The sequence below is a fragment of the Serratia sp. M24T3 genome, from assembly GCF_000257645.1.
Classification (GTDB): Bacteria; Pseudomonadota; Gammaproteobacteria; order Enterobacterales; family Enterobacteriaceae; genus Rouxiella.
In genome coordinates this window covers 37,123-55,117 of the sequence record NZ_AJHJ01000011.1, presented here as the reverse complement: position 1 = coordinate 55,117, position 17,995 = coordinate 37,123, and the positions used below count along the sequence as shown (strand labels likewise).

Below are 17,995 nucleotides of genomic sequence, written 5' to 3'. Positions count from 1 at the left end.
TGCTCTCTGCTGTTACACCTCGTCACCGTTGACGAGCGTTTTTGTTATTTTGAAGTCGTGGGTAAAGGCTGTCAGATTAGCCACTTTACCTGCTTCAATGCTGCCCAGTGTGCTTTCTACACCGATTGCGCGAGCCGGATAAAGTGCCGCCATGCGCAGCGCTTCGTCTAACGGTATCCCTACATGTTCAACGCTGTTTTGCACGGCCTGGATCATCGTCAACGCAGAACCGCTCAGCGTGCCATTTTCATCCACACAAAGACCATCTCGATAGTATATTGTTTTACCAGCAAAAATGAACTCTTCAATGTCGGCACCTGCCGGCGCAGTGGCGTCGGTCACAAGAACCAGTTTTTCGCCCTTGAGTTTCTTGGCGTTGCGTATGCTAGGCCAGGCTACGTGAAGCCCATCGACAATAATGCCGGTGTAAACTTCCGGGGTATCGAAAATGGCCCCCATCAGGCCCGGCTGACGTCCTGAAATCGGTGGCATGGCATTATATAAGTGGGTGGCAAAGCTGATACCGGCAGCAAAACCGTCACGCGCCTGCTCATAGCTCGAGTTGGAGTGCCCCGCCGAAACAATAATTCCAGCCTCGGTGAGCTGACGAATAAAGTGGGCATCTACTTGTTCCGGGGCCAGCGTGATTTTGGTGATCACGTCTGCGTTGGCACAAATGTAATCGATCATCGCGGCGTCTGGTTTACGAATAAATGCCGGATTATGCGTGCCTTTTTTCTCGACGCTCAGATAAGGCCCTTCGAGATGCAGTCCCAGCGCCTGATGAGGATATTTCGCCAGATACTCGCGCATCACCTTGATGCCGTGCTTCATGTAGTCATCGCTACAGGTGATAAGCGTCGGTAAATAACTGGTACAGCCGGATTTTTCGTTGGCAGCCTGCATGATTTCCAGCGTTTTAACGGAAATCGCCTTGAGGGAATCATTAAACTGCACACCGCCGCAGCCATTAAGCTGAAGGTCAATAAAGCCGGGAGCCAAAATCGCACCTTGCAGGCTGCGGGTTTCGATGCCAGCAGGCAATTCTTCAATGGGGCAAACAGAGTGGATCAGCCCGTCGGCAATTACCACGGCGTGGTTATCGAGAATATCATGGCCGGTATAGATCCGACCCTCTACCAATGCAAACATCACTCCCTCCTTTTCCCTTGATTCTTGGCACTACAACTGCGTATTTATTTGTTCGGCATTGTTTAATTACAGGCCTTTCATGTTTTCCGTTTCTAGCTCGCGGAAATATTTAACCGTTTTTATTTTCAATTCCATGGTGGCGGGTTCGTCGCAAACGATGACCGCTTTGGCATGCAATTGCAGGCAGCTGATGGTCCACATGTGGTTAACATTGCCTTGCACGGCGGCTTCCAGCGCCTGCGCCTTGGCATGACCCGTCACTAGAATCATTACTTCTTCGGCATCCAGCAGCGTGCCTACGCCAACGGTCAGGGCAAATTTAGGAACCTGAGAAACGTCGTTATCAAAGAAACGTGAGTTAGCGATACGAGTATCGTGGGTCAGCGTTTTGATGCGCGTGCGAGAGGCCAGGGATGAAGCCGGTTCGTTGAAAGCAATGTGCCCGTCGTTGCCAACACCGCCCATGAACAGGTTGATTTTACCGTAAGACTTTATTTTTGCTTCGTATTGACGGCACTCTTCATCGACATCGGCGGCGTTGCCGTTTAACAGATTAATGTTTTCCTGCTTAATATCAACGTGATCGAAGAAATTTCGATACATGAATGTGTGGTAGCTCTCTGGGTGTTCTTGCGGCAACCCGACATATTCATCCATGTTAAAGGTTACCACGTTTTCAAAGCTGACTTGGCCTGCTTTATGCATAGCAACAAGATGTTTATACGCTTCCAGCGGCGTGCCACCTGTCGGCAAACCTAATACAAACGGACGTTCGGCGGTGGGCTTGAACGCATTGATACGTTGAACAATATGACGCGCCGCCCATTTACCAACTTCAGTGGGATTATTCAGGGGAATTAGTCTCATCACGCACCTCTAAGTTAAAATTGTTTGTATATTGTGAGTATCCACCGCTGCGGGCGCTGGATAAAGAATCAGTTGCTTCTGGCGTAATCGGTTGTGACTTTACACTTGCCTGATTAACACCGATGATCGGCATCACGCCGTCTGGATATTTTTTATAATAAAATAAGTTTCGGGTAATGACTAGCATTATGGCTTGTTAAGAGCCAATTTTGGTGATAATAATCACAAATAACGTGCTTTTAATTTGCGATACGAATTAATTTTTTTACACTGCGCGGTATGACTTTGCCGAGTCAGGTATCGAGCAGTTTTTAAGACAGGCAGTTTTTACGACAGGTAGTACAACATTCTAATTAAACTACTTTGGTGATTCGTCTACAGGCGAATAGGGGGATAAGTGAATATTCTTGGCTTCTTTCAACGTTTAGGCAGAGCGCTTCAGCTGCCGATAGCTGTACTACCCGTTGCAGCGCTGTTGCTGCGTTTTGGTCAACCTGACCTCCTCAATATGCCTTTTATCGCGCAGGCCGGTGGCGGGATTTTTGATAATCTGGCACTGATTTTCGCCATTGGCGTGGCTTCCAGCTGGTCTAAAGACAGCGCAGGGGCTGCGGCACTGGCAGGCGGCATTGGTTATTTCATTCTGACTAAAGCAATGATTACCATCAACCCGGCAATCAACATGGGCGTGCTGGCGGGGATTATCAGCGGGTTGGTCGGCGGGATGGTGTATAACCGTTGGTCCGATATCAAATTGCCGGACTTCCTGAGCTTCTTCGGCGGTAAACGCTTTGTTCCTATCGCGACCGGTTTTTTCTGTCTTATTTTGGCAGCAATTTTTGGTTACGTCTGGCCTCCGGTGCAGGACGCCATCCGCGCGGGCGGTGAGTGGATTGTCGGCGCTGGCGCATTTGGTGCCGGTATATTTGGTTTCGTTAACCGACTGCTGATCCCAACCGGTTTGCATCAGGTGCTCAATACCATTGCCTGGTTCCAGATTGGTGATTATACCAACGCAGCGGGAGCGGTATTCCACGGTGACATCAATCGCTTCTACGCGGGTGACGGCACGGCGGGCATGTTTATGTCCGGCTTCTTCCCGATCATGATGTTTGGTCTGCCGGGCGCGGCCTTCGCAATGTACTTTGCAGCGCCGAAAGAGCGTCGTCCGGTAGTCGGCGGTATGCTGCTGTCGGTGGCCCTTACCGCGTTCCTGACCGGCGTGACCGAGCCGCTGGAATTCCTGTTCATGTTCCTGGCACCGTTGCTGTATCTGGTTCACGCCATTTTGACCGGCATCAGCCTGTATATCGCCACGGCTCTTGGCATTCATGCCGGCTTCTCCTTCTCTGCGGGCGCGATTGACTACGCGTTGATGTACAACCTGCCTGCGGCCAGCAAAAATGTCTGGATGCTGCTGGTGCTCGGCGTGATCTTCTTCATTGTCTACTTTGTGCTGTTCAGCGTAATTATTCGCGCGTTCAATCTGAAAACCCCGGGGCGTGAAGATAACCTTGCCGATCAGGGTATTCAGGAAAGTAACAGCAATACTGAAGAGGGAATGAACCAACTCGCGTTGAATTACATTGGCGCATTGGGCGGTTCTGACAACCTTAAAGGTATCGACGCTTGTATTACCCGCCTGCGTCTTAACGTTAAAGACTCGTCGCTAGTCAACGATTCTTTGGCCAAGCGGCTTGGCGCGTCGGGCGTAATTCGTTTGAACAAGCAAACTGTGCAGGTGATTGTCGGTACTCGCGCAGAAAGTATTGCCGGAGCCATGCGCACCGTGCTGACTTCAGGACCGATTGCTGCAACGGCCACTCAGGCGCCAACGTCGGCAACAGTCACTGATTTTAAACCTCAGGCAGTGCCAAATGGCCCGAAAGTGACTCTGGAAACACTGATTTCTCCAATTACCGGTGAAGTCATTGTCTTGTCTGAAGTCCCGGATGAAGCCTTTGCCAGCGGCGCGGTGGGTGAGGGTCTGGCGATCCGTCCTACGGGTAAAACGGTGGTAGCTCCGGCTAACGGCGTAGTGGTGAAGATCTTCAACACTAATCACGCTTTCTGTCTGGAAACCGAAGCGGGTGCAGAAGTGGTGGTCCATATTGGTCTTGATACTGTCGCGCTCAACGGTCAGGGCTTTACTCGCCTGGTTGAAGAGGGCGCAACAGTCAGCGCAGGCCAGCCAGTTCTTGAGCTGGATCTGGACTATCTCAACGGCAATGCCCGTTCGATGATAAGCCCGGTCGTGGTCAGCAATATGGAAGACTTCTCTGGGTTGGCTCAGCTAGCGGGTGGCTCGGTAGTCGCGGGCGAAAGCAAACTGTTCGAGATCCAAACCAAATAAGCTGCCCCTTTTAGCGGGCCAAAAAGGCGGGAAGAGAGCGATCTCTTCCCGTTTTTATTTTTTTGCCGCTGTACTGGCTGATTTACGCTAAAAATAATTTTAATAAATCCAATTTTAACACTTAAGGGTTGTTTCCCGGCGTGGCTTGTTGGAACATATGCGGTTAGTCTTTCGAGCTTTCGTTCGCGTAGAGGAATTGAACAATGAGTGAGGCTGAAGCCCGCCCAACAAATTTTATCCGTCAGATTATTGATGAAGATCTGGCATCGGGAAAACACGCGACTATCGTGACCCGTTTCCCGCCTGAGCCAAATGGTTATCTGCACATTGGCCACGCAAAATCGATCTGCCTGAACTTTGGCATCGCACAAGACTATCAGGGCCAATGCAACCTGCGTTTTGATGACACCAATCCGGTAAAAGAAGATATCGAATTTGTAGAGTCGATCAAAAAAGACGTGCAATGGCTTGGCTTCGAGTGGAGCGGCGAGGTTCATTACTCTTCCGACTACTTCGACCAACTGCATCATTACGCGGTTGAACTGATCCAGAAAGGTCTGGCTTACGTTGACGAACTGTCTCCTGAGCAGATCCGTGAGTATCGCGGCAATCTGACTGCGCCGGGCAAAAATAGTCCGTATCGCGATCGCACCGTGGAAGAGAACCTCGAGCTGTTCGCCAAAATGCGCAACGGTGATTTTGCCGAAGGCACCGCCTGCCTGCGTGCGAAAATCGACATGGCTTCGCCGTTCTTCGTGATGCGTGATCCGGTGCTGTATCGCATTAAGTTTGCCGATCACCACCAAACCGGTACCAAGTGGTGCATCTATCCGATGTACGATTTCACCCATTGCATTTCCGATGCGCTGGAAGGGATCACCCACTCGCTGTGTACTCTGGAATTCCAGGACAACCGCCGTCTGTATGATTGGGTGCTCGATAACATCACTATTCCCTGTCATCCGCGTCAGTACGAATTTTCGCGCCTGAATCTCGAATACGCCATTATGTCCAAGCGCAAGCTGAGTCTGCTTGTGACCGAGAAGATTGTCGAAGGTTGGGATGACCCGCGTATGCCAACGGTTTCTGGCCTGCGCCGTCGTGGTTACACTTCAGCGTCAATTCGTGAGTTCTGCCGTCGTATTGGCGTGACCAAGCAGGATAACAACGTGGAAATGGCCGCGCTGGAATCTTGTATCCGTGACGATCTCAACGAAAACGCTCCGCGCGCGATGGCGGTGATCAATCCGGTTAAAGTGATCATTGAGAACTTTAGCGGCGATGCGGTTCAGTGGGTAAAAATGCCTAATCACCCGAACAAGCCAGAAATGGGTTCTCGTGAAGTGCCGTTTACCGCTGAAATCTTTATCGATCAGGCGGATTTCCGTGAGGAAGCCAACAAGCAATACAAACGCCTGGTGCTGGGCAAAGAAGTTCGCCTGCGCAACGCGTATGTCATTAAAGCCGAGCGTATCGAGAAAGATGCCGAAGGCAACGTGACGACGATTTTCTGTAGCTACGACATTGATACTCTGAGCAAAGATCCTGCCGATGGCCGTAAAGTCAAAGGTGTGATCCACTGGGTTTCTGCCAGTGAAGGAAAACCTGCCGAGTTCCGCCTGTACGATCGTCTGTTCAGCGTGGCTAACCCGGCACAGGCTGAAGACTTCCTGACCACCATTAACCCGGAATCTCTGGTTATCGCCAACGGTTTTGTAGAACCAAGCCTGGCGAATGCCGAAGCCGGTGTAAGCCTGCAGTTTGAGCGCGAAGGTTACTTCTGCGCCGACAGCACTTACTCCAGCGCCGAGCATTTGGTGTTTAACCGCACTGTTGGTCTGCGTGACAACTGGGAAAGCAAGCCAGTCGCTTGATAACTCGGTATCTCAAAAATAAATAACGCAGCTCATTGTGGCTGCGTTTTTTTATGGCACCCGTTGCCAAATTTCAGCCATAAAAAAACCGCCTTTCAGCGGTCATTTTATTTACGGGCTTTTCTATTATCCCTTAAAGAAAAGTCCGGGCTGGTATCAGCCTTTACCGTGCAGCGTTTCATCTTCTACGCAGTTGCCGTTTTCGCAATGTCCGTAAAGATAAAGGCTGTGGTTGGTCAATTTAATACCATGAGCTTTGGCAATATCACGCTGACGAGCTTCGATGTATTCATCACGGAATTCGATGACGCGTCCACAATCGAGGCAGATTAAATGATCATGGTGATGCTGCTGAGTCAGCTCAAATACTGACTTGCCACCTTCGAAATTGTGACGGGTAACAATGCCGGCGTCGTCAAATTGGTTCAGAACACGGTAAACCGTGGCAAGACCAATCTCTTCGCCCATATCAATCAGTTCTTTGTACAAATCTTCCGCACTGACGTGATGGCCTGCCGGAGCTTGCAACACTTCCAGAATTTTCAGGCGTGGAAGCGTGACTTTTAAGCCGGCTTTCTTCAGTGCGGTGTTGTTGTCAGTCATGCGGATTTAGTCCTGTCACTATGCTATTCACGTTAATGAAAACGGTGGGCTGTTCACAAACATCGTCCCAACCCAAAATGTTTATAACCAAAGAGGTCGACGCCCAAAAGAGGCGGAACGATAAAAACAGATGTAATAAGTGTACCTTGATCAGGCTGAAAGTTACAATTTTGTAGAAGTTAAATTGTTAATTTCAGTGATAGTTTGGCCCTTTCACGAATAACCTCAACGTTTCAGGGCCTTAGCCTTTGTGTGGGATTAACCGATAATCTCAGCGAGGCTTAATTCTTCAGAAATTTGCTTAACCCAGGCATCAACACGTTCGTTGGTCAGCTCTGGTTGACGGTCTTCGTCGATTGCCAGCCCGATAAAGTGCGTGTCATCAGCCATACCTTTCGAGGCTTCATAACCGTAACCTTCGGTTGGCCAGTGGCCGACAATTACCGCACCGCGAGGTTCGATGATATCGCGCACAGTACCCATCGCATCACAGAAGTATTCTGCGTAATCTTCCTGGTCGCCACAGCCGAACAGAGCAACCAGTTTGCCTTCAAAATCTATCTCTTCCAGCGTCGGGAAAAAGTCGTCCCAGTCACACTGTGCTTCACCGTAGTACCAGGTCGGGATGCCGAGCAGCAGAATATCGTATTTTTCCAGATCTTCTTTGCTGCTTTTGGCGATGTCCTGCACGTCAGCAACATCTTTACCCAACTGCTTCTGGATCATTTTTGCGATGTTTTCGGTGTTTCCGGTGTCGGAACCAAAGAAGATACCTACAACTGCCATAAGCTTATCTAACCTCTTGTTCTGCAATGGACTCTTTGAGTCTGCTTGTTCGTGGGCGTCGCGCGAGTCATTTGAATTTGGCCTATAGTTTATCGGGCAATTCTGGCAAGCGTTATCGCCTTTGTGTGTTCTGTTGCGGGTTTGGGTATAAATGCGGACTGACCGAAAACGTTTCAAGCGGATGGTGCAAGATGAACAACAGCAACGGCGGGCAACCCTTAAAGTTACCCGCCCGAATCGGTCAGCTTTCCTGATTGTTCAAATGAGACAGCAGCATCTGTTCAATCAGTTCGCTACGACTGATATTTTGTTGTTCCGCCAGCTTATTAAGCGCATCTACAGCTTCGGCATTAATTTTCAGCTCTACGCGACGTAAACCGTTGTTTTTGTCACGGCGAAGCTGATTACGCTTGTTAATCCTAAGCTGTTCATCGCGAGAAAGCGGATTTGTTTTTGGACGTCCCGGACGGCGATCGTCTGCGAACAGATCAAGCGTCGTGCGATCCAGTTGTTCTTTTGCCATAGGTAGCGGTACAACTAGGGAAGTTACATCGAAAAGCGACTCATGCCCTTTTCAGATGAAGTGGTTACACATTTCGGGTTAATAAACCCTAACCCAATTTACCTCCAGCGCCCGAGAATAACCAACTCGACGCAGGGGCAAAATTACAGCGCGCAATCATACCCTAGCGTATATCCCTCCACAACGCCTAACTGCCCCGAATAGAGGCTAAGTTATTATGATTAGCCCTTTTTTTGAACAGTTGAGTGTGCTTCGGCAAGAAATTTCCGCGCTTGCGCACTCATTGTTCATTAATCACGGCACATCAATGAAGCGATGAATTGCGCGCAACACCGCTTCGGGTTTTTCAGCGTGTACCCAATGACCACTTCCGGCGACCACATAGGCGCGCGCCTGAGGGAATTGACTGGCAATGGCGCTGCGATAGCTATCCTGCACGTAAGGGGATTCTCCGCCGCGAATAAACAGTGCCGGATGTGGCCAGGACGGCACGTTTTGCCAGCCAATGATGTTAGCGTATTCTGCCAGCAACACCGGGACGTTAAAGCGCCATTCACCCTGCGAAAAAGACTTCAACAGAAACTGAATCACGCCGTCTTCTGATATGTATTGCTGCATCAGTTGTGTCGCGCCCGCGCGGTCTTTAATACCGGCTTCGGTCACCGCATTCAGCGCGGCGAAAATCTCGTCATGACGACGAGTCTGATAATCAACGGGTGCCATATCGATGGCGATGAGCTTATCGATACGCTCTGGAGCCACGGCAGTCAGCGCCATTGCGGCCTTGGCGCCCATCGAGTGACCGATGACGATCACCTTGTCGAAGCTGACGTCATCCAGCGTTTCGAGCAAATCTTCAGCCATTTTTTGATAAGTCATTTCATCCGAGCGTTCTGAAAGCCCGTGATTACGCAAATCTACCTGTAGCACACTATGCTGTTGTTTCAGGTCGCGCGCCAACACGCCGAGATTATCCAGCGTGCCAAACAGGCCATGGACTAACAGTACCGGCAGGGCGGTAGAAGTGGAAGATTCAGCTTGTTGCATTCGATAATGTAATTTCATGACAAGGTCCGTGCAGACATTTATTACAGGTAAGGATCTCATTAGGTTATCATGAGTCGCGGAAGAATTTCTGTCAGAACCCTGTGCGTGATAAAGCAAAGCGCACGCTGAGGTTAACCAGGATATAAGGTTTTGTCTGCTTTTTGAATAATTGGGCGATTTCGCCTTTTTGTTCGCGCAGTTTAATTTGTATAATCCTTTGAATAAATTAAGTAGAAAAACAGTACTGGATAAAGATGAAAACGATTGAGGTTGATGAAGAGCTTTACCGCTATATCGCGAGCCACACGCAGCATATCGGTGAAAGTGCATCAGACATTATACGGCGGATGCTGAAATTTACTGCCGGCCAGGAAGTGCAGACTGCTGCAAAAACCAATGCCAGCGCAGCATCGGCAGAGAAACCAGCAGCGGTCGTTGCCAACACGCCTGCCAATCGCGTGCGTGCGGTGCGTGAACTCTTGCTGTCAGACGAATATGCAGAACAGACCAGAGCGGTTAACCGTTTTATGCTGATCCTCACCACGCTTTATACGCTTAATCCGAAAGAATTTGCGGTTGCGACCGAGTCTTTACATGGCCGTACACGGACTTATTTTGCCGGCGACCAACAAACGTTGCTGCAAAACGGAATCCATACCAAGCCAAAGCACGTTCCTGGAACCCCTTACTGGGTTATCACCAATACCAACACCGGTCGTAAACGCAGCATGATCGAACACATCATGCAATTGATGCAGTTCCCAGCCGAACTGACCGATAAAGTTTGCGGCACCCTTTAATACAGCATTAGGGAGAAATGCCAGTGGCTAACAACCCCCGTGCAGGGCAACCTGCTCAGCAAAGCGATTTGATTAACGTTGCACAACTTACGTCACAGTATTACGTGCTGCAACCCGATCCGGCCAACACTGCCCATGCAGTTAAATTTGGTACTTCTGGACATCGCGGTAGCGCCGGGCGTCACAGCTTCAACGAATCACACATTTTGGCGATTGCTCAGGCTATCGCGGAAGTGCGCAAGGAGCAGGGGACTACCGGTCCATGCTACGTAGGTAAAGACACCCACGCGTTGTCTGAGCCGGCATTTATTTCCGTGCTGGAAGTTCTGACTGCCAATGGCGTCGACGTTATTGTTCAGGAAAACAATGGCTTCACTCCTACGCCTGCGGTATCTCATGCCATTCTGACCCACAATAAAAAGGGCGGCGTGAAAGCTGACGGCATCGTTATTACTCCGTCGCACAATCCACCTGAAGACGGTGGCATTAAATATAACCCGACCAACGGCGGTCCGGCTGATACCGATCTGACCTCTGTCATTGAAAAACGCGCTAACGTGCTGATTGCCGACGGCCTGAAAGGCGTCAAGCGCCAGTCGCTGGATAAAGCCTGGCAGGGCGCTCATCTGAAAGAGCAAGATCTGGTGCAGGGTTATGTTGAAGATCTGGTCAACATTATCGATTTCCCGGCGATTCAGAAAGCCGGCCTGAAACTCGGTGTTGATCCGCTGGGTGGCTCAGGTATCGAATATTGGAAACGCATCGCCGAACATTACAAGCTGGATCTGACGCTGGTTAACGATTCTGTCGATCAGACTTTCCGCTTTATGCATCTCGACCACGACGGTGTGATCCGCATGGACTGCTCGTCTGAATTCGCGATGGGCGGCCTGCTGGCATTGAAAGACAAGTTTGACCTGGCCTTTGCCAATGACCCGGATTATGACCGCCACGGCATCGTTACGCCGAAAGGCCTGATGAATCCGAACCATTATCTGGCCGTTGCAATTAACTATCTGTTCCAGCATCGTCCACAGTGGGGCGCTGATGTTGCCGTGGGTAAAACGCTGGTTTCCAGCGCAATGATCGACCGCGTGGTGGCTGACCTTGGCCGTAAACTGGTTGAAGTTCCTGTTGGCTTCAAATGGTTCGTTGATGGTCTGTTTGACGGCAGCTTTGGTTTCGGCGGTGAAGAAAGCGCGGGGGCGTCGTTCCTGCGTTTCGACGGAACTCCGTGGTCAACCGATAAAGACGGCATCATCCTGTGCCTGCTGGCAGCCGAAATCACCGCCGTGACCGGCAAGAATCCGCAGCAGCACTACGATGAACTGGCCGCGCGCTTCGGTGCTCCGAGCTACAACCGTATTCAGGCTCCTGCGACTCACGCGCAGAAAGCTGCGTTATCCAAGCTTTCTCCTGAGCAGGTCAAAGCCGATACTTTGGCGGGTGACCCAATCACCGATCGTCTGACCAAGGCTCCGGGCAACGGCGCTTCTATTGGTGGACTGAAAGTGATGACCAAAAACGGTTGGTTTGCCGCACGTCCGTCAGGCACAGAAGAAGCTTACAAGATTTATTGTGAAAGCTTCCTGGGTGCCGAGCACCGTGAACAAATCGAAAAAGAAGCCGTGGAAATTGTCAGCAAAGTATTAGCCGACGCCAAATAAACCCTGCGGTTTGTTGAACTCTAAATAAGGCGCTGTTTATACAGCGCTTTTTTTATGACCTTTTTTGCCATTCTCCAGACTGCAAAAAAGGAATATCTAAATGCAAGAACGCTGGCAATTGAACGTAAACCCGCGGAACACTAAAGCTCAGGGCATAAAGCGATAACCGACTCCGGTTTCAGTGAGTAAATGGCGAGGGCGAGCGGCATCCAGCTCGAGCTTCTGCCGCAAATGGCCCATATAAATACGTAAATAATGGCTGTGCTCAACGTAGTTTGGACCCCAGACATGACTGAGTAACTGCCGCTGAGTAATGACTTTGCCGCTGTTTGCCAGCAATTCGGCCAGTAAACGGAATTCAATCGGCGTGAGGTGCAGATCTTCTCCGTTACGCTGCACGCGCCGGTTAATCAAATCAACGGTAACATCGGCAAAACAGACCTGCGGGCTTTCCTGCAGACCGCCTGCATGGCGGCGCAGAGAAACACGGACTCTGGCCAGCAGTTCACCGACGCCAAAAGGTTTAGTGAGAAAATCGTCTGCTCCGGCGTCGAGCGCGGCAATTTTGTCCTCTTCGCCGGTGCGGGCAGACAGGACAATAATCGGGATACTGCTCCAGTGACGCAAATCGCGGATGTAGTCCAACCCATCACCGTCCGGCAGGCCAAGATCGAGAATGACCAGATCTGGCTTACGGGTTCCGGCTTCAATCAGCCCACGCTGCAGCGTTTCGCTCTCGAAAACTTTCATGCCTTCCCCCTCCAGCGCGGTGCGAACAAAGCGACGGATCTCTTTCTCATCTTCGACAATCAGAATATTTACCGGGGTCAGGCTCATCTATGGGATGTCTTTTGGTGTGGGTTCTATGGATTCCAGTTCCATTGATTCCAGAACTGGCAGCTTCTCCAGCGGTAGCGTAAAGCAGAATTTCGCGCCGCCTTCCGGGTTATTTTCGGCCCAGATACGCCCGTCGTGTACCTCTATAATGGCATGACAAATTGCTAATCCCAAGCCAACACCGGGGATCGCCGATTCTTTATTACCGCGTGAAAATTTCTCGAATATTTGCCGCTCGCCACCGGCAATAATACCCGGACCGTTGTCTGCAACCGTGATTTCCAATACATCTTCGCTGGCTCGCGCCTTGACTGTGATCAGCGCCCGCACTCCGGCGTATTTATGCGCATTCTCCAGCAGATTGATAAAAACGCGTTCAATCAGGCTGGCATCACAGTTGACCAGTAACATCTCATCGGGCAGATCGACAATTATCTGGTGCGTGCTGAGCAGCAGCTCGAGCATGCGCAGTGCGCTGCCGATTATCTCCTCAACCGACTGCCATTCTTTGCGTAAATTAAATCCGCCGGACTGAATGCGCGCCATATCCAACAGGTTGTTGACCAGTCGGGTGGTGCTCAACACCTGCTGACGTATCTGATTGGCCTGTGGCGCGTAGGCGGAACCCTCGCTGGCCAAGTCCAGTGTCAAAATCTCTGCCTGACCGAAAAGCACGGTCAGCGGTGTGCGCAAATCGTGTGACAGCGCCGCCAGCAAGGAGTTTCGAAGCTGCTCGCGTTCGGTTTCCAGACGCGCGCTTTCGGCGCTGGCCGCCAGCTGCAAACGCTCCAGCGCATTGGCAATCAGTACGGTAAAGGTTTGCAGCAGGCGCTGTTGCTCCGGTACCAGCAACTGCCGCACGTTGGCCGGTTCTACTGCCAGCAGGCCCAGGGTTTTTCCCGAGGCGACCAGTGGCAGCAGCTGATAAGGCACGCCGGGCAGGGTATCGGTACCCGCTCCGGCGGGAGATTGTTTGTCAAAGCTCCAGCGGGCGATGGCCTGATCGACTGCAATCGCCTGACCAGAGGCTACCTCGCTTTGCTCAAGATCCAGCGTGCCTTCTTCGACCGCGTCGGGCCGCGGCAGCAAAACTGCCGTTTTGGCCTTCAGAGTCGTAGAAATAAAGTGACGGCTGGTCTGTGCTATCGCCTCCGGCGTCATTGCCTGACTCAATCCTTTGGACATTTCATAAAGATGCTGTGCACGTTTTTCGCGATGGCGGGCAATGCGCGCCTGATAGCGCACTCCGGCAGTCAAATTACCAATCAGCACTCCAACTGTCAGCATTACTGCGAAGGTCAGCAGATATTGCGCGTCGGTCACCGCAAACGAGCCGCGTGGCTGCACCAGAAACAGGTCAAAACTGGCGACATTAATCACTGCCGCGAATACCGACGGCCAACGCCCGTAGAACAGAGCAACAATCACTACGCCGAGCAAATAAACCATGATCAGGTTGGCGGGGTCAAAAAACGGCACCAGAAACTGCGAGATAAAAGTGATCAGCGCACACATTAATACCGCCACGGCGCAGCCCTGAAGCTGACGGCGAAATCGTTCACTGAAGGTTCGTGCATCGGACTCTTTGCGCAGACTTGCCGGGGCAGTTTCCTCGAGACTGACGATCAGCAGGTCAAGCTCGGGACCGATTTTCGCCAGCCGGTCAATCAATGTCGTGCGCCATTTAAAACGACGCTCTTTGCGACGACCAAGCACAATTTTGCCGAGATAATGTTCGCGGGCATAGCGCAGAATCGCCTGCTCTTCCTGCGGTTCGGATAGCGTAGCCGTTTCGGCTCCCAGCTCCTGCGCCAATTTCAGCGCACGCAAAATGGCCCGCCGCTGGCCTTCAGGCAGGCGATGCAGCCGCGGGGTTTCGACGTAAACCGCATGCCACGCGCAGCCCAGCCGCGCAGCCAGTCTGGCCGCCACGCGCACCAGTTTTTCACTGCCGCTGTCGTGGCCGATACACAGCAGCAGCGCGTCACGGGTGTGCCAAATACGCTCGCGTCCCTGTGTGTCGCGGAACTCGCGCATCTGCTCATCGACGCGATCGGCGGTGCGGCGCAGGGAAAGCTCACGCAGGGCGATAAGATTGCCCTTGCGGAAGAAGTGTTCAATCGCCCGTTCAGCCTGGCCGGGAATATAGACTTTGCCCTCTTTCAGGCGCTGGCGCAGATCGTCGGGGGGAAGGTCAACCAGTACCACTTCATCGGCCTGATCGAAAATATGGTCCGGCACAGTTTCACGGATAATGATGCCGGTCACGCCGCTAACCACGTCATTGAGGCTTTCAAGATGCTGAACGTTAACGGTGGTGAAAACGTCAATCCCTGCGTCGAGCAGCTCTTCAATGTCCTGCCAGCGTTTGGGATGGCGCGAACCGGTGGCGTTGCTGTGCGCCAATTCGTCCATCAGGATAAGGGCGGGATGGCGCGCCAGCGCGGCGTCGAGATCGAACTCAAGCAGCTGGCGGCCACGGTGGGGAATGCGCTTGGGGGGAAGCAAGTCGAGGCCGGGCAACATTGCCTGTGTTTCTTTGCGGCCGTGGGTTTCGACTACCCCGACCACCACGTCTAATCCGGTGGCGCGCAGTCGTTGCGCCTCCTGTAGCATGGCGTAGGTTTTCCCTACGCCAGCACAGGCGCCAAAGAAGATTTTCAACTGGCCGCGCGGCTTTTCATTGGCCAGGGCCAACAGGCTGTCAGGGTTGGGCCGCTGCGTCTCTTCGTCTACCATACTGTCTCTTCTTATTGAGTAGTTAACGCATCCAAAGCCAGATTCAACTGCAGCACATTTACTACCGATTGTCCGGTAAATGCCGCCAGCGGTGTTGAAGTATTTGCTGCAATAAGTTGTACCACTTGGTCGCGAGTCAGATTTCTGGCCGTTGCCACGCGCTGTGCCTGCCAAAGTGCGGCATCAACAGAAATATGCGGGTCAAGTCCGCTGGCTGAGGCCGTCACCAAATCAACGGGCACCTGCGGCGAGCTGGCTGGGTTGGCCTTACGCAGTGCCGCCACGCGATCGGCCACTGCTTTATCAAGCGCCGGATTGCTGACCGCAAGATTGCTCCCCGAGGATGCCATCGCATTATAGGCGCTATCCGAGGTGGCGGAAGGTCGCCCCCAAAAATAATCCATGCGGGTAAACGATTGACCAATCAGGGCTGAACCCACCGGCTTGCCGGCAGTGTAAATCAGTGAACCCTGTGCCGGTGCGCGAAACAGCAGCGCCGACAAACCGGTGGTCAATAGCGGATACGCCACACCGGTTATCAGTGTAAACAGCACCAGCAATACCAGCGAAGGGCGGAAATAATGGTGACGAATAGCGATACTCATTGATGTATTCCTTTCTTCCAACTACTCATAAATGATGCGGCAATCAGGCCAGATGCAGCACGGTAAGGATCAGGTCAATAGCCTTGATGCCCACGAAAGGCACCAGCAGCCCGCCGACCCCATAAATCCACAGATTACGACGCAGCAGTGCGGCGGCGCTCATGGGTTTGTAGCTCACCCCGCGCAGCGCCAGCGGGATCAGAAACACGATCACCAACGCGTTAAAAATAACCGCCGACATAATGGCCGACGACGGCGAATGCAGATGCATCACGTTCAGCGCGTTGAGTTGCGGATAGGTCGCCGCAAACGCTGCCGGAATGATGGCAAAGTACTTCGCCACGTCATTGGCAATACTGAAAGTGGTCAGCGAACCTCGCGTCATCAGCATCTGTTTCCCGATGTGAACGACTTCAATCAGCTTGGTCGGGTTAGAGTCCAAATCGACCATGTTCCCGGCTTCTTTAGCGGCCTGGGTTCCCGAATTCATCGCCACCGCCACGTCAGCCTGTGCCAGTGCCGGAGCATCGTTGGTGCCATCACCGGTCATTGCGACCAGACGCCCTTCGGACTGATACTGGCGAATCAAGGCCAGTTTGGCTTCCGGTGTCGCTTCTGCCAGAAAGTCATCAACGCCCGCTTCGGCGGCAATCGCGGCGGCGGTCAAACGGTTATCCCCGGTGATCATCACCGTTTTGATGCCCATCTTGCGCAGCTCGGAGAAGCGTTCTTTAATGCCCCCTTTAACGATGTCTTTCAGTTCAACTACGCCAAGCACGCGCGCGCCTTCAGCAACTACCAGCGGAGTACCGCCTTTTCGAGCGACGGTTTCAACCAGGCCTTCTACCGCCGGCGGGAAGTGCCCCTGATTGGTTTCTACGTGACGGCGAATCGCATCCACAGCACCTTTTCGAATAATCCGCTCGCCAATGTTGACGCCACTCATACGCGTTTGCGCCGAGAAGGCGATAAAAGTGGCGTTCAGCGATTTGATGTCGCGTTCGCGCAGGTTAAAGCGTTGTTTTGCCAATACTACGATGCTGCGTCCTTCCGGCGTTTCATCGGCCAGTGAGGACAGCTGTGCCGCATCGGCAAGTTCTTGCTCACTGACCCCGGGAGCCGGTAAAAACTGTGCCGCCTGGCGGTTACCCAGCGTGATGGTGCCGGTTTTATCCAGCAGCAAGACATCGACGTCGCCAGCCGCTTCGACCGCGCGGCCGCTGGTGGCGATCACGTTGGCCTCTAACATACGGCTCATTCCCGCCACGCCGATGGCCGATAACAGGCCGCCGATGGTGGTCGGGATCAGGCACACCAGCAGTGCGACCAGCACGGTCACGGTGACTGGCGTTCCGGCATGGCTGGCGTCAACGCTGAACAGCGAGAACGGATACAGCGTGGCGGTGGCGAGCACAAACACCAGCGTCAGAGCGACCAGCAAGATAGTCAGCGCCACCTCGTTTGGTGTTTTGCGGCGTTTCGCGCCTTCTACCATGGCGATCATTCTGTCGAGGAAAGTTTCACCAGGGTTGACGGTACATTCAACGATCAGCCAGTCGGACAGTACGCGGGTCCCGCCGGTAACTGATGAAAAGTCACCGCCCGATTCACGGATAACCGGAGCAGATTCGCCGGTTATGGCGCTTTCATCTACCGAGGCTCCGCCTTCCAGCACCTCACCGTCGCAAGGCACAGTGTCACCCGCTTCGATCAGCACAAAGTCACCCTTGCGCAGGCTGTCTGCCGCAACTTTGATAGGCGGTGATTCGTAGCGCGCCTCATAAAGTTTTTTCGCCCAGCTCGTTTTCTGTACGCCTTTCAGGCTCTCGGCCTGTGCCTTGCTGCGACCCTCTGCCAATGCCTCGGCAAAGTTGGCAAACAGCACGGTAAACCACAGCCACAGGGAAACGCTGCCGGTGAATCCGGCGCTGCCCTCGGTTTTACCCAGCAAAATCGCCAGCCAGATAAGCGTGGTGAGAATACTGCCTAGATACACCACGAACATCACCGGATTTCGCCACTGAACGCGCGGACTCAGCTTTTTCACCGCGTCGAAAATGGCGGTGCGAATTAACCGGGGTTCAAACAAGGCACGTGTTTTGCGAGTCATCGTCTTCTCTCTTTACCATCTGTTGTGCAAGG

Annotated in this window: 15 protein-coding genes; 4 read left to right on the top strand and 11 right to left on the bottom strand. The window is 52.5% G+C overall.

The genetic code is table 11. From position 1 onward, the window contains the following. Nucleotides 1-12 precede the first annotated feature (12 nt). From nagA to SPM24T3_RS25470, 3 genes are all read right to left on the bottom strand, one after another. Complete coding sequence (gene nagA / locus SPM24T3_RS11215) at nucleotides 13-1,152, bottom strand: N-acetylglucosamine-6-phosphate deacetylase (RefSeq protein WP_009636870.1); 1,140 nt, start codon at nucleotides 1,150-1,152, stop codon at nucleotides 13-15. A 66-nt stretch (nucleotides 1,153-1,218) separates the two neighbouring features. Next, nucleotides 1,219-2,019 (bottom strand): glucosamine-6-phosphate deaminase, encoded by an 801-nt coding sequence (gene nagB / locus SPM24T3_RS11210; RefSeq protein WP_009636869.1) that lies wholly within the window; start codon nucleotides 2,017-2,019, stop codon nucleotides 1,219-1,221. Continuing rightward, entirely contained in the window at nucleotides 1,997-2,206 is a 210-nt protein-coding gene (locus SPM24T3_RS25470) for a hypothetical protein (RefSeq protein WP_157135290.1), read from the bottom strand. Before SPM24T3_RS25470 ends, nagB begins: the two co-directional genes overlap by 23 nt. Nucleotides 2,207-2,416: 210 nt before the next feature. Between SPM24T3_RS25470 and nagE the strand changes: the two genes are divergently transcribed. After that, nucleotides 2,417-4,372: a PTS N-acetyl glucosamine transporter subunit IIABC gene (gene nagE, locus SPM24T3_RS11205; RefSeq protein WP_009636868.1), complete on the top strand. Its 1,956-nt coding sequence runs from the start codon at nucleotides 2,417-2,419 to the stop codon at nucleotides 4,370-4,372. A 203-nt stretch (nucleotides 4,373-4,575) separates the two neighbouring features. After that, entirely contained in the window at nucleotides 4,576-6,246 is a 1,671-nt protein-coding gene (gene glnS / locus SPM24T3_RS11200) for a glutamine--tRNA ligase (protein WP_009636867.1), read from the top strand. A gap of 156 nt (nucleotides 6,247-6,402) precedes the next feature. On the opposite strand, the gene fur is transcribed toward glnS, so the two are convergent. The 4 genes from fur to ybfF all read right to left on the bottom strand — a co-directional run bounded on the left by fur (nucleotide 6,403) and on the right by ybfF (nucleotide 9,223). Then, nucleotides 6,403-6,849 carry a ferric iron uptake transcriptional regulator gene (gene fur, locus SPM24T3_RS11195; protein ID WP_009636866.1) on the bottom strand — a complete coding sequence of 149 codons (447 nt, stop codon included), beginning with the start codon at nucleotides 6,847-6,849 and terminating at the stop codon, nucleotides 6,403-6,405. Between the two features lie 258 nt (nucleotides 6,850-7,107). Continuing rightward, nucleotides 7,108-7,635, bottom strand: a complete 528-nt coding sequence (gene fldA, locus SPM24T3_RS11190) for a flavodoxin FldA (protein WP_009636865.1) — start codon at nucleotides 7,633-7,635, stop codon at nucleotides 7,108-7,110. Nucleotides 7,636-7,876: 241 nt separating this feature from the next. Next, on the bottom strand, nucleotides 7,877-8,158 hold the full coding sequence (ybfE, locus tag SPM24T3_RS11185; RefSeq protein ID WP_009636864.1) for a LexA regulated protein: 282 nt from the start codon (nucleotides 8,156-8,158) through the stop codon (nucleotides 7,877-7,879). 294 nt (nucleotides 8,159-8,452) lie between these two features. After that, entirely contained in the window at nucleotides 8,453-9,223 is a 771-nt protein-coding gene (ybfF, locus tag SPM24T3_RS11180) for an esterase (protein ID WP_009636863.1), read from the bottom strand. A gap of 236 nt (nucleotides 9,224-9,459) precedes the next feature. Between ybfF and seqA the strand changes: the two genes are divergently transcribed. Together seqA and pgm are read left to right on the top strand one after the other, a co-directional pair. Beyond that, nucleotides 9,460-10,005, top strand: coding sequence for a replication initiation negative regulator SeqA (gene seqA, locus SPM24T3_RS11175; RefSeq protein ID WP_009636862.1), 546 nt, complete (start codon nucleotides 9,460-9,462; stop codon nucleotides 10,003-10,005). Nucleotides 10,006-10,028: 23 nt separating this feature from the next. Beyond that, on the top strand, nucleotides 10,029-11,672 hold the full coding sequence (gene pgm, locus SPM24T3_RS11170) for a phosphoglucomutase (alpha-D-glucose-1,6-bisphosphate-dependent) (protein ID WP_009636861.1): 1,644 nt from the start codon (nucleotides 10,029-10,031) through the stop codon (nucleotides 11,670-11,672). Between the two features lie 147 nt (nucleotides 11,673-11,819). Here the strand turns inward: pgm and kdpE are convergent, their stop codons facing one another. Genes kdpE through kdpB form a run of 4 tightly spaced genes read right to left on the bottom strand, consistent with a single transcriptional unit; the run spans nucleotide 11,820 to nucleotide 17,963 of the window. Next, complete coding sequence (kdpE, locus tag SPM24T3_RS11165) at nucleotides 11,820-12,509, bottom strand: two-component system response regulator KdpE (RefSeq protein ID WP_009636860.1); 690 nt, start codon at nucleotides 12,507-12,509, stop codon at nucleotides 11,820-11,822. Continuing rightward, nucleotides 12,510-15,248 (bottom strand): two-component system sensor histidine kinase KdpD, encoded by a 2,739-nt coding sequence (kdpD, locus tag SPM24T3_RS11160; protein WP_009636859.1) that lies wholly within the window; start codon nucleotides 15,246-15,248, stop codon nucleotides 12,510-12,512. Nucleotides 15,249-15,259: 11 nt separating this feature from the next. Next, the gene (gene kdpC / locus SPM24T3_RS11155) at nucleotides 15,260-15,853 is read right to left on the bottom strand and encodes a potassium-transporting ATPase subunit KdpC (protein ID WP_009636858.1); all 594 of its coding nucleotides are present in this window, start codon (nucleotides 15,851-15,853) and stop codon (nucleotides 15,260-15,262) included. A 43-nt stretch (nucleotides 15,854-15,896) separates the two neighbouring features. Beyond that, a complete protein-coding gene (kdpB, locus tag SPM24T3_RS11150) occupies nucleotides 15,897-17,963 on the bottom strand; it encodes a potassium-transporting ATPase subunit KdpB (protein WP_009636857.1) in 2,067 nt (688 codons plus the stop codon). Nucleotides 17,964-17,995: the final 32 nt, after the last annotated feature.

What these genes read in the sequence shown, in the direction of transcription:
- nagA (WP_009636870.1), bottom strand. Translation starts at nt 1,152, where the DNA reads ATGTTTGCATTGGTAGAGGGTCGGATCTATACCGGCCATGATATTCTC.
- nagB (WP_009636869.1), bottom strand. Translation starts at nt 2,019, where the DNA reads ATGAGACTAATTCCCCTGAATAATCCCACTGAAGTTGGTAAATGGGCG.
- SPM24T3_RS25470 (WP_157135290.1), bottom strand. Translation starts at nt 2,206, where the DNA reads ATGCTAGTCATTACCCGAAACTTATTTTATTATAAAAAATATCCAGAC.
- glnS (WP_009636867.1), top strand. Translation starts at nt 4,576, where the DNA reads ATGAGTGAGGCTGAAGCCCGCCCAACAAATTTTATCCGTCAGATTATT.
- fur (WP_009636866.1), bottom strand. Translation starts at nt 6,849, where the DNA reads ATGACTGACAACAACACCGCACTGAAGAAAGCCGGCTTAAAAGTCACG.
- fldA (WP_009636865.1), bottom strand. Translation starts at nt 7,635, where the DNA reads ATGGCAGTTGTAGGTATCTTCTTTGGTTCCGACACCGGAAACACCGAA.
- ybfE (WP_009636864.1), bottom strand. Translation starts at nt 8,158, where the DNA reads ATGGCAAAAGAACAACTGGATCGCACGACGCTTGATCTGTTCGCAGAC.
- ybfF (WP_009636863.1), bottom strand. Translation starts at nt 9,223, where the DNA reads ATGAAATTACATTATCGAATGCAACAAGCTGAATCTTCCACTTCTACC.
- seqA (WP_009636862.1), top strand. Translation starts at nt 9,460, where the DNA reads ATGAAAACGATTGAGGTTGATGAAGAGCTTTACCGCTATATCGCGAGC.
- kdpE (WP_009636860.1), bottom strand. Translation starts at nt 12,509, where the DNA reads ATGAGCCTGACCCCGGTAAATATTCTGATTGTCGAAGATGAGAAAGAG.
- kdpD (WP_009636859.1), bottom strand. Translation starts at nt 15,248, where the DNA reads ATGGTAGACGAAGAGACGCAGCGGCCCAACCCTGACAGCCTGTTGGCC.
- kdpC (WP_009636858.1), bottom strand. Translation starts at nt 15,853, where the DNA reads ATGAGTATCGCTATTCGTCACCATTATTTCCGCCCTTCGCTGGTATTG.
- kdpB (WP_009636857.1), bottom strand. Translation starts at nt 17,963, where the DNA reads ATGACTCGCAAAACACGTGCCTTGTTTGAACCCCGGTTAATTCGCACC.